Source organism: Campylobacter magnus (assembly GCF_028649595.1).
Taxonomy (GTDB): domain Bacteria; phylum Campylobacterota; class Campylobacteria; order Campylobacterales; family Campylobacteraceae; genus Campylobacter; species Campylobacter magnus.
Map to the genome: position 1 here is coordinate 102,596 of NZ_JAQSLK010000006.1, position 10,120 is coordinate 112,715.

The 10,120-nt window shown below is 40.8% G+C and carries 12 protein-coding genes; 4 read left to right on the forward strand and 8 right to left on the reverse strand.

Going from position 1 to position 10,120, the window contains the following annotated elements:
• Nucleotides 1–40 precede the first annotated feature (40 nt).
• Nucleotides 41–862 (forward strand): enoyl-ACP reductase FabI, encoded by an 822-nt coding sequence (fabI, locus tag PTQ34_RS07690; RefSeq protein ID WP_273932991.1) that lies wholly within the window; start codon nt 41–43, stop codon nt 860–862.
• Nucleotides 859–1,362 carry a thioredoxin-dependent thiol peroxidase gene (gene bcp / locus PTQ34_RS07695; protein ID WP_273932993.1) on the forward strand — a complete coding sequence of 168 codons (504 nt, stop codon included), beginning with the start codon at nt 859–861 and terminating at the stop codon, nt 1,360–1,362. The genes fabI and bcp overlap by 4 nt, the downstream gene beginning before the upstream one ends.
• Before the next feature lie 138 nt (nt 1,363–1,500).
• On the opposite strand, the gene PTQ34_RS07700 is transcribed toward bcp, so the two are convergent.
• The 7 genes from PTQ34_RS07700 to PTQ34_RS07735 all read right to left on the reverse strand — a co-directional run bounded on the left by PTQ34_RS07700 (nt 1,501) and on the right by PTQ34_RS07735 (nt 5,861).
• Entirely contained in the window at nt 1,501–1,986 is a 486-nt protein-coding gene (locus PTQ34_RS07700; protein ID WP_273932994.1) for a methylated-DNA--[protein]-cysteine S-methyltransferase, read from the reverse strand.
• 53 nt (nt 1,987–2,039) lie between these two features.
• Nucleotides 2,040–2,831, reverse strand: a complete 792-nt coding sequence (locus PTQ34_RS07705; protein ID WP_273932995.1) for a tRNA 2-thiocytidine biosynthesis TtcA family protein — start codon at nt 2,829–2,831, stop codon at nt 2,040–2,042.
• A gap of 101 nt (nt 2,832–2,932) precedes the next feature.
• Nucleotides 2,933–3,619, reverse strand: coding sequence for a 5'-methylthioadenosine/adenosylhomocysteine nucleosidase (locus tag PTQ34_RS07710; RefSeq protein WP_273932996.1), 687 nt, complete (start codon nt 3,617–3,619; stop codon nt 2,933–2,935).
• A 3-nt stretch (nt 3,620–3,622) separates the two neighbouring features.
• Nucleotides 3,623–4,534: an ACP S-malonyltransferase gene (gene fabD / locus PTQ34_RS07715; RefSeq protein WP_273932997.1), complete on the reverse strand. Its 912-nt coding sequence runs from the start codon at nt 4,532–4,534 to the stop codon at nt 3,623–3,625.
• 86 nt (nt 4,535–4,620) lie between these two features.
• Nucleotides 4,621–4,833, reverse strand: a complete 213-nt coding sequence (locus tag PTQ34_RS07720; RefSeq protein WP_273931354.1) for an antitoxin — start codon at nt 4,831–4,833, stop codon at nt 4,621–4,623.
• A 115-nt stretch (nt 4,834–4,948) separates the two neighbouring features.
• On the reverse strand, nt 4,949–5,515 hold the full coding sequence (locus tag PTQ34_RS07730) for an FKBP-type peptidyl-prolyl cis-trans isomerase (RefSeq protein ID WP_273932999.1): 567 nt from the start codon (nt 5,513–5,515) through the stop codon (nt 4,949–4,951).
• 109 nt (nt 5,516–5,624) lie between these two features.
• Nucleotides 5,625–5,861: a hypothetical protein gene (locus tag PTQ34_RS07735; protein WP_273933000.1), complete on the reverse strand. Its 237-nt coding sequence runs from the start codon at nt 5,859–5,861 to the stop codon at nt 5,625–5,627.
• A gap of 106 nt (nt 5,862–5,967) precedes the next feature.
• Between PTQ34_RS07735 and uvrA the strand changes: the two genes are divergently transcribed.
• Nucleotides 5,968–8,790, forward strand: a complete 2,823-nt coding sequence (uvrA, locus tag PTQ34_RS07740) for an excinuclease ABC subunit UvrA (protein ID WP_273933001.1) — start codon at nt 5,968–5,970, stop codon at nt 8,788–8,790.
• Nucleotides 8,791–8,902: 112 nt separating this feature from the next.
• Here uvrA and PTQ34_RS07745 read toward each other — a convergent pair whose 3' ends face one another.
• A complete protein-coding gene (locus tag PTQ34_RS07745) occupies nt 8,903–9,298 on the reverse strand; it encodes a response regulator (protein ID WP_273931300.1) in 396 nt (131 codons plus the stop codon).
• 71 nt (nt 9,299–9,369) lie between these two features.
• Here PTQ34_RS07745 and PTQ34_RS07750 point away from each other — a divergent pair, with 71 nt between their 5' ends.
• The gene (locus PTQ34_RS07750) at nt 9,370–9,999 is read left to right on the forward strand and encodes a protein-L-isoaspartate(D-aspartate) O-methyltransferase (protein WP_273933004.1); all 630 of its coding nucleotides are present in this window, start codon (nt 9,370–9,372) and stop codon (nt 9,997–9,999) included.
• Nucleotides 10,000–10,120: the final 121 nt, after the last annotated feature.

Here is a 10,120-nt window from a genome sequence, read left to right on the forward strand (position 1 = left end):
ATTTTGCTAGTATTCACACAAAAATTTCAAAGGATAAAAAATGTTAATGAAAGGCAAAAAAGGCCTAATCGTAGGCGTAGCAAACAAAATGAGCATAGCTTATGGCATAGCAGAACAACTAAAAAATGCGGGCGCCCAGCTTGCATTTACCTACCTCAATGACGCTATAAAAAAGCGTGTAGAGCCAATAGCCACTGAGCTTGGCAGCGATAAAGTCTATGAGCTAGATGTAAATAATCCCTCGCATTTGGGCGCCCTAGCCCCACGCCTAGAAAAGGACTTTGGCAAGATTGATTTTGTGCTTCACGCAGTAGCTTTTGCGCCAAAAGAAGCACTTGAAAACGACTTTTTAAGCACTAGCAAAGAGGCTTTTGACATAGCACTTGGCACTAGCGTTTATTCGCTTGTATCTCTTACTCGCGCGGTTTTGCCTGTTTTAAAGGGGGGTGCTAGCATCCTTACTCTTAGCTATCTTGGTGGGCCAAAGTTTGTGCCGCACTATAATGTAATGGGTGTAGCAAAAGCTGCGCTTGAGAGCTCAGTTCGCTACCTAGCCCACGACCTTGGCAGTAAAAATATCCGTGTAAATGCTATAAGCGCAGGGCCGATTAAAACCCTAGCAGCTAGCGGGATAGGCGATTTTAAAATGATTTTACGCTATAACGAAGTAAATGCGCCACTAAAACGAAATGTAAGCATAGAAGATGTGGGCAAAAGCGGTCTATACTTGCTAAGTGATCTTAGCTCGGCTGTTACAGGCGAGATACACTATGTAGACTGCGGCTACAATATAATGGGCATGGCTGATATCGCAAAGGACAAGGGTGGAAATACAATTTTAGCATGGGATGAGCAAAAATGAGTGAGAATATGACTTTTTTAAAAGAGGATTTAGAGCGCAAAGTTACGCTTAGCGCAGGCGATAAAGCGCCGGAATTTTGTGCTAAAAACGCCGATGAAGTAAGCATAAATCTAAGCGATTTTCGTGGCAGGACGGTGATTTTGTATTTTTACCCAAAGGACATGACGCCAGGGTGCACTACTGAGGCTTGCGAGTTTAGCGAACTTTATGATGATTTTAGGGCTTTAAATGCTGTGGTGATCGGTGTAAGTCCTGACAGCAGCGAAAAACATGTGCAGTTTGGCAAAAAATACGGACTAAAGCATATCTTGCTAAGCGATGAAGATCACGAGATTTCAAAGGCTTATGGCGTGTGGCAGGTGAAGAAAAACTACGGCAAAGAGTATCTTGGTATCGTTCGCACGACTTTTTTGATAGATAAAAATGGCAATATAATTAAGGTCTTTAAAAGCGTCAAATCCGCTGGGCATGCTGCTAAGGTGCTTGAAAACCTTAGTTAAATGCTATTTGGCTTTATATTTGGCTCTATAGGAATTCTAGATTTGTAACTGCTAAAATCTAGAATTCCTAAGGCAAATTCTAGAATTCCTAAACCAAATTTAGAATTCCTAAGCAAATTTATTAAGGAATTCTAGATTTTATTTATAAATGATTTTTTCTAGCTTTAAAAGAGCAATTTTTCGCTCCAAGCCATAGGCGTAGCCTTTTAGTCCAAAATCGCTGCCTAGCACTCTATGGCAAGGGACGATGATAGGGACAGGATTTGCGCCTACTGCTCTACCAATAGCCTGAGCAGCGATTTTTTCTTTGCCTAGTTTAGTGGCTAGGGTTTTTGCGATTTTGCCGTAGCTTGTAGATGAGCCGTATTTTATAGCTAAAAGCTCACTCCAAACACTAAGCGCAAACTCTGAGCCACACAAATCAAGCTCTGGTATAAAATCAGGGCAAACACCGCTAAAATAAATATCAAGCCAGTTTTTACTCTGCCTAAAAATCTTGCAATCTGCTAAAAACTCGCTCTGTGCTAAGTTCTTACTAGCAAAACAAAGCCCACAAAGGCTCTTTTTATCCCTACTAAGAAGCGTAATCTCCCCAAGCGGCGAGTCATAAAGGTCGTAAAACATTTTAAGACTTTATTAAATTATATCTAGAATTCCCTAGGGAATTCTAGAATTCTCTAAAAAAATGTATCCGTGTGAATATTTTCAAAGGCAGCTTTCATGCTAGTAAAGAGCTTTGGATGCTTAGCTTCAAGCTCCTTTAAAAGCTCTTTGGTCTCAGCCCTTGCATGTGGCATTTTGACATCAAAGCGCATCGCAGGGCAAGCCTCATCACCTATTACTTGTAGGTTATTGCGAGTAGCGTTGTCTCTTAGCTGTTTTTCACGGGCGAAAATGAGTGGGCGAATTACGACTATTCCATTTTCGCTTGTATATTTTGGAGCAAGGGTTCTAAGAGCGCCATTATAAATAAAGTTCATAAAAAAACTCTCGCAAGCATCATCAAGGTGATGAGCGATAGCAAGCTTGTTAAAGCCGTGTTTAATGGCGTAGCTGTATAGATACCCACGCCTCATGCGTGAAAAAAACGAACAAAAACTAGAATTTCTGCGGATTTTTTCCTTGCTTAGCTCAAAAACCGAGCTCTCAATCACCTCGTGTTCTATGCCGTATTCTTTACAATGCGAGCTAAGATAATCAAAGTTCTCGCCCATTCCATAGCTTAAAGTTACAGCTTTAAAGCTCCATTTTACAGGGCTGTGAGCCCCAAAATGCTTTAAAATATGAGCTAAGCTTAGGCTATCCTTGCCGCCGCTAAGGCCTAGCAAAATCTTATCGCCCTCTTCAAAAAGGCTGTATTTTGCGTTTGTTTGCCCAACTATGCGAAGTAGTTTTTTACTAAGCTCGATTTTTTGCTCTTTTTGCTCTTTTTGCTCTGCTTCAAGCTCGTTTATAAAATTTTCACTCATACTTCTGCCTTATGCTAATTTATGCTTATTTATATTTTGCATTTTATTTTCCTTCGCGCCATTTACAAAATTCCTAAACCTATATTTTTAAAAGTTGGGGCTTAAATTTTCTCAATCATTTTTATCAAAAACTGAGCACCAATCTTAGCCGAACTCTCCAAAAACTCATCAAAAAGCACACCAGCATCGCCACTAGCAGTATCGCTAATGGCTCTAAGCAAGAAAAACGGCTTAGCATAAAAGGCACAAACCTGCCCCACACTAGCGCCCTCCATCTCACAAGCTGCAGCTGCGAACTGCTGCTTTATCCACATTTTTTTCTCATTTCCAGCGATAAATTGATCGCCACTAGCAATAATGCCCTCTAAAAGCTCTAAATCAAGCTCAACGGCAACTTTTTTAGCAAGGCTATTTAGCACAGGGTCAGTTAGCGTGTAGTGATCGCTTTCTGGTATAAAGCCCAAAGGATGCCCAAAAGCTTCTAGCTCGGCATCGTGCTGAACGCACTTTGAAGCAATTATTATATCGCCGATTTTAAGGCTCTCATCCAAAGCCCCTGCCACGCCAGTAAAGAGCAAAATATCAGCTTTGTAACGCTCAAAAAGTATGGTCGCACTCATAGCACTTGCTACCTTGCCAATTTTACTATATGCTAGCACGATATCGTGCCCTGCGTATTTTGCGGTGTAAAATGAGTTTCTAGCGTATTTTTCTTCGCTATACTCACCAAAATGCTCTAAAATCGGCTCTATTTCTTCACGCATTGCGCCTAAAATCGCTATTTTCATCTCTTAGCCTTTTAATGCGCTTAGCGTAGCTTCTAAGCTTGCCATGTCAAAGACGCTATAAGTACTCTTTGCGCTGATTTTTTTATTTAGCCCAGATAATACAGAGCTACCAAACTCTATAAATGCGTCTATTTCACTCTCGCAGGCTTTTATGCTTTGTTTATAAAGCACAGGGCTTGTAAGCTGCTTTTGCAATAATTCTAAGGCTTTTTCTTTACTATCATAGGGGCTAGCAGTAGCGTTTGAGATGACAGGGGCAAAACTAGCACTCAAGGCACTCTCTAACTCAGCTCTTAGCTTAGCACTAGCGTTTTGTAGCAGTGGGCAGTGGCTTGCTACGCTCATGTTTAAAAGCATTGCCCTTTTTGCGCCTGCTTCTTTAAACCTGCTCTCTAAGGCGCTTAAATCGTCTTTAAGACCTGCGATTACTAGCTGACCGTCGCAATTATAGTTTGCAGGATATGCACTAAGCCCAGAGCTAGCGCAAATCTGCTCGATTTTTTCATCATCAAGACCTAAAATTACCATCATGCCAGCTCCTTTGCCTTCGCAATCACTAGCCATGAACTGCCCACGCTTATTTACGATTTTTAGTGCTTCATTTATGCTAAATGCTCCAGCACTCACAAGCGCACTAAACTCGCCAAGCGAATGCCCCAAAAGCGCTCTAGCTTCTGCGCTAAAACTTTCTTTAAAAGCGCTTAATGCCATGTGCGAAGCTAGCAAGATAGCAGGCTGTGTAAACTCGCTGATATCAAGATTTTCGCCCTCAAACATGATTTTTTTAAAATCCATTTTAAGCTCATCGCTTGCGCTATCAAGCAGTTCTTTTGCTCCCTTAAAATTATCATAAAACTCTTTTGCCATGCCTGCTTTTTGACAGCCTTGACCTGGAAAAATAAATGCTAAGTTCATAATTATCCTTTTGTTTGTTAAGGAATTCTAGAATTCCCTAAATAAATTCTAGAATTCCCTAGATAAATTCTAGAATTCCCTAAATATTAGCTAGCTACTTCTTTAAGCTCTATATCAAGCTTTTTTCTAGCACAATCGTTCAAAAATAAAGCAATAATTTCTTCAAAAGAAACACCCTTGCTTTTTGCCAAATCTTTAAAATATTTAAGTGTTTCTTGGCTTAAACTCATGCTAATTTGGCTACTTGCATTATAATACGGATTTTTAATAGCCTTTGAAAAATCATATTCTGCTTTCATTTTCATATCCTTTAAGCTTTTTTACCCAAATATTCTTTGCTTTCATTAAAACTCACGCCGTGCTTAGCTAAATTTAGTTTGGCTTTTACATTATCCCACTCGTAAAGCATGAAATTTAATGATGTCTGCCGCAGCAGCCCCCACCATGCTCATCATGATGCGCCCCACCACAGCACCCGCCATCTTCGTGCTCATGCCCAGCGTGTCCGCCACAGCCGCAGGTGTGAGGCATCACTACCACGCCTGTTAGCTCCTCGTTTTCATCAGCGTCTCTTAGTTCAGTAAGCTCTACTTCAAAAAGTAAGTCCTTGCCAGCATAAGGATGGTTAAAATCAATCACCACCTCATCGCCTTTTAGCTCTTTTACCACCACGCGCGCAGTCTCTCCACTCTCATCTTGCCCAAAAAGCTCCATACCAACAGCCAAATCAATACCTGCAAACTGCTCTTTTGGCAAGGTTTGGATAAGCTTTTCATCATACTCGCCAAGCGCGTCAGCGCAAGCTATGCTGATTTCTTTATGCTCGCCTTCTCTCATACCTAGCAAGGCTTCTTCAAGCTTAGGTAAAACCTGATTTTTGCCACTTACAAAGGCTAGTTCGCCCCCACCTGCGTTGCTCTCTAAAAGCTCTTTGCTCTTAGCATCGCTTAAAGAATAAAAAAACTTAACAACTTTACTCATTTTTGCTCCTTTAAAATTTTTTCTTCACTACTTTTTGTCGCTACCAAAGCGATATATATAAGGGCTCCAAGCCCACCAAATAAAGCCAAAGCACTTAAAAATATCTGCATTATAATCCTCCTAGTTCATCTTGTAATTTTGTCATTTTTCTTTGTAGTAAATAAATACTAGAAGCTACAATAAAAATACCGCAAAAGCCCATTATGCTAACCCAAAACGGCGTTTTTATAAGCTCGCTAACGGTGCTAAATGTAAAGCCAATCAAAGCAATTAACGAATTTACAAGACCTGCTAAATAAATATTATAATTTCCTAAATTTTCTTTTATTTTTTCTTTTCTGCTCATTTTTGTTTATTGCCTTTTAAAAAACTACATTATAGCTAAAATTTTGCTATAATTTGGAATTTTTAGCAAAATTTTAAGAGCAAAAAAGAGCAAAAAAAGGTAAAAAATGAGCGAGTTTATAAAAATAACCGGCGCAAAAGAACATAATCTAAAAAATATAAATCTATCTATCCCAAAAAACGAACTAGTAGTCTTTACAGGGCTTTCAGGCTCTGGTAAAAGCACTCTGGCGTTTGATACTTTATATGCTGAGGGGCAAAGACGCTATATAGAGAGCCTTTCAAGCTATGCTAGGCAGTTTTTAGGACGAGTTGGCAAGCCTGATGTAGAGCGTATTGAAGGGCTTACCCCAGCAATAGCAATAGATCAAAAAAGCACTAGCAAAAACCCACGCTCAACTGTGGGCACTATCACTGAGATCTACGACTACTTGCGCCTACTTTATGCCAGAGTTGGCACCCAGCACTGCTATAAATGCGGCAAGCCAGTAAGCAAAATGAGCATAAGCGATATAATAGATCAAATAAACACCTTACCTCAGGGCTCAAAAATCATGCTTTTAGCCCCATTAGTAAGAGAGAAAAAAGGCTCATTTGAAGCCGAGCTAGAAAGGCTTAGAAACGATGGCTTTGTAAGGGCTCAAATAGATGGTGTAATGCAACGCCTAGATGATGAAATAGAGCTAAGCAAAACCAAAAAACACACGATAAAAGCAGTAATTGACCGCATAGAGCTAAGCCCAGAAAATCATTTGCGCCTAATAGAAGGTGTGGAAAAAGCAGTAGCTCTTAGCTTTGGTGAGATAGAGATTAGCATTGTAAATGCTGATGAGATGGGGCTTTTAGAGAGTCATATGCATTTTAGCGAGCATAATGCTTGCTTTGATTGTAAGATTTCTTATGAGAGCTTGGAGCCACTTTCATTTAGCTTTAACTCGCCAAAAGGCGCATGTCCTGCTTGCGATGGGCTTGGGATGAATTTCAGCCTAGATCAAAGCAAGGTCATAAATGAAAACCTAAGCGTAGAAGCTGGGGCTTTAAAGCTGCTTTATGGCTTTAATAAAAGCTATTATTATAAGTTTTGCCTAGCATTTTGCGAACAAAATGAAATAAATGCTAAAACTCCGTTTAATGAGCTTGCTGCCCACGAGCAAAAAGCCCTGCTTTATGGCAATGCTAGCAATATCAAATTTACTTGGAAAAGGCATCATTTAGAGCGTAGATTTGAAGGGGCTTTGCGCCTAAGCTATGAGATGCTAAAAGACAGCAAAGATTTTAGCGACTATATGATAGAAAAAGAGTGCAATGAGTGTAAGGGCAAACGCTTAAATAAAGGCTCACTGGCTGTAAAAGTAGCGGGCCTTAGCCTTGGCGAGCTAATAAGCATGCAGATTAAAGAGTGCTTTGCTTTTATGAGTGAGCCTAGCAATTTTACCTATCTCTCAGCGCAAAATGCTACCATCGCAGAGCCTATTTTAAAAGAAGTTAGAGAACGCCTTGCGTTTTTGTGCGATGTGGGCTTAGGCTATCTAAGTCTGGGCCGTGATGCTAGGACAATTAGCGGTGGAGAGGCACAAAGAATTCGCATAGCAAGTCAAATCGGCTCAGGACTTTCTGGCGTGATGTATGTGCTTGATGAGCCAAGCATTGGACTTCACGAGAAAGATACCATGCGCTTAATCAAAACTCTAAGAAGCCTACAAGAAAAAGGCAATAGCGTTTTAGTAGTAGAACACGATAAAAAAACCATGGAGAGTGCTGATTTTATCATAGACATTGGTCCCAAAGCTGGGGTCATGGGCGGAGAGGTTGTATTTGCTGGCACTTATAAAGAACTGCTAAAAAGCAAAACTCTAACCGCGCAGTATTTAAACGGCAAAGAAAGCATAAACTTTGCTAAAAATAGAGCGCAAGAAAACTTTATAGAAATCAAAAACGCAAACATAAATAACATAAAAAATCTAAGCGTAAAAATACCGCTAAGTAACCTGGTAGGCATCACAGGCGTCTCAGGCAGCGGCAAAAGCTCGCTTATTTTAGGCACGCTTTTACCAAGGGCTTTAGAGCAATTAACTCGCTCTAAAATCACGCCAAATGTTAGCGCAGCGCATATTGATGGACTTGAACAGCTTGATAAGGTAATCTACCTTGACCAAAGCCCAATTGGCCGCACTCCACGCTCAAATCCAGCTACTTATACAGGCGTGATGGACGAGATTAGAGAGCTGTTTTGCGCTACAAAAGAGGCAAAACTGCGTGGATATAAGGCTGGCAGATTTAGCTTTAATGTAAAAGGTGGGCGTTGTGAGAAATGCTCAGGCGATGGAGCGATCACTGTGGAGATGCACTTTTTGCCTGATATTAGCGTGGTTTGCGATGCCTGTAAGGGCAAGAGATACAATGAAGCCACGCTTGAGATCAAATACAAAGGCAAAAATATAGCTGATATTTTAGAAATGAGCGTGGCTGAGGCACTGGAGTTTTTTAAAGCTGTGCCAAAAATTCACGCTAAGCTTGCTACAATCTGCGCTGTGGGACTAGAATATATCACGCTAGGACAGAGTGCTACTACGCTAAGTGGTGGAGAGGCTCAGCGCATGAAACTAGCAAAAGAGCTAAGCCGCAGCGATACTGGCAAGACTCTTTATATACTTGATGAGCCTACGACTGGACTGCATTTTGCAGATGTTGCTAGGCTAGTTAGCGTGCTTCAAAGCCTAGTAGAACTTGGCAATAGCGTGGTGGTAATAGAACATAATCTTGATGTGATTAAAAACTGCGATTATCTAGTAGATATGGGGCCAGAGGGCGGCGACTTGGGCGGTCAGGTCATCGCTACTGGCAGCCCAAAAGAACTAGCCAAAAATCACAAGAAAACGCACTCTTTTACAGGCGAGTTTTTAGAAGATGAGCTAAAAGCGATGAAATAGGAATTCTAGAATTCCCTAGACTAGAATTCCATAAAAAAAACTCACTTAGGAATTCTAGAATTCCCTAGACTAGAATTCCATAAAATAAACTCACTTAGGAATTCTAGAATTCCTACAAAATCATACTTGCAGCTTGTTCTACCATTGCTTTTAAATCATCAAAATAAATCGGCTTTTGTAAAAAACCAAAGGCGCCGATTTCTATGGCCTTCTCTTTTAGACTCTCATCAGCTGACATGAGTATCACAGGGATGCCCAGCAAATCACTCTTTTCAAGGTTTTTGATCAAATCAAAACCATTTATTTTTGGCATATTTATCTCAGCAATTATCATTGAAAAACTATTGCTTAGACGCAAGAGATTTAAAGCCCCCAGCGGGTTTTTTTGTACAAGCACATGCCCTACATCGCTTATGTGTTGAAGCAGGGCTTTTTCCACCTCAGCAGAGCTTGCATTAGGCTCGATTAGCATGATTTTCAAATCACTTTTTAAGATATTATTTGACATCTTTTGCTCTTGTGTGAATTTTTTGCCAAAAGTATAGCACAAATTGCGAAGTTTTTTGTATAATTGCGCTTATGGATCACATAGAAAGTATAAAATGCCTGCGCCTAGCAGAGCAAATAGCAGGCATAATCGACATCTCAAAATCAGTATTTGACGCTATTGCTGCTACTCCGCGCTCGGCTTTTGTGCCGAGCATCAAGGATGCTTTTAGCCTAGATCCGCAGTCCATAGGCGGTGCGCAGTGGATATCATCGCCCTTGACAGTTGCTAAAATGACAGAAGCACTGAGAGCTGACGGCTGCGATAATGTCCTAGAAATCGGCTGCGGCAGCGGCTATCAAGCAGCCGTACTCTCAAAAATCGCTCACAGAGTTTTTAGCATAGAGCGCATTGAAAGCCTTGCAAGTAGCGCAAAAGCACGCTTAAAGCAGCTTGGGTTTAATAATGTTTTTGTGCGCTTTGATGATGGTAGCATAGGCTGGAAGAGCTCTGCACCTTTTGATCGCATCATACTTAGCTGCGCTACTGCTAGCGTGCCACAGGCTCTTTTTGATCAGCTAAAAGATGGTGGCGTGCTAGTAGCACCTGTGGCAAACGGCAGCACCCAGCAAATCACTCGCTATATCAAAACAGCCGCTGGTATAGAAAAAGAAGTGCTTGATAACTGCGATTTTGTGCCGCTGCTTAGCGGTAGAGCCTAAGCGGCTTTTAAGATTTTATTCTAGGGAATTCTAGATTTTATTCTAGGGAATTCTAGATTTTATTCTAGGGAATTCTAGATTTTATTCTAGGGAATTCTAGATTTTATTCTAGGGAATTCTA

What these genes read in the sequence shown, in the direction of transcription:
- fabI (WP_273932991.1), top strand. Translation starts at nt 41, where the DNA reads ATGTTAATGAAAGGCAAAAAAGGCCTAATCGTAGGCGTAGCAAACAAA.
- bcp (WP_273932993.1), top strand. Translation starts at nt 859, where the DNA reads ATGAGTGAGAATATGACTTTTTTAAAAGAGGATTTAGAGCGCAAAGTT.
- PTQ34_RS07700 (WP_273932994.1), bottom strand. Translation starts at nt 1,986, where the DNA reads ATGTTTTACGACCTTTATGACTCGCCGCTTGGGGAGATTACGCTTCTT.
- PTQ34_RS07705 (WP_273932995.1), bottom strand. Translation starts at nt 2,831, where the DNA reads ATGAGTGAAAATTTTATAAACGAGCTTGAAGCAGAGCAAAAAGAGCAA.
- PTQ34_RS07710 (WP_273932996.1), bottom strand. Translation starts at nt 3,619, where the DNA reads ATGAAAATAGCGATTTTAGGCGCAATGCGTGAAGAAATAGAGCCGATT.
- fabD (WP_273932997.1), bottom strand. Translation starts at nt 4,534, where the DNA reads ATGAACTTAGCATTTATTTTTCCAGGTCAAGGCTGTCAAAAAGCAGGC.
- PTQ34_RS07720 (WP_273931354.1), bottom strand. Translation starts at nt 4,833, where the DNA reads ATGAAAGCAGAATATGATTTTTCAAAGGCTATTAAAAATCCGTATTAT.
- PTQ34_RS07730 (WP_273932999.1), bottom strand. Translation starts at nt 5,515, where the DNA reads ATGAGTAAAGTTGTTAAGTTTTTTTATTCTTTAAGCGATGCTAAGAGC.
- PTQ34_RS07735 (WP_273933000.1), bottom strand. Translation starts at nt 5,861, where the DNA reads ATGAGCAGAAAAGAAAAAATAAAAGAAAATTTAGGAAATTATAATATT.
- uvrA (WP_273933001.1), top strand. Translation starts at nt 5,968, where the DNA reads ATGAGCGAGTTTATAAAAATAACCGGCGCAAAAGAACATAATCTAAAA.
- PTQ34_RS07745 (WP_273931300.1), bottom strand. Translation starts at nt 9,298, where the DNA reads ATGTCAAATAATATCTTAAAAAGTGATTTGAAAATCATGCTAATCGAG.
- PTQ34_RS07750 (WP_273933004.1), top strand. Translation starts at nt 9,370, where the DNA reads ATGGATCACATAGAAAGTATAAAATGCCTGCGCCTAGCAGAGCAAATA.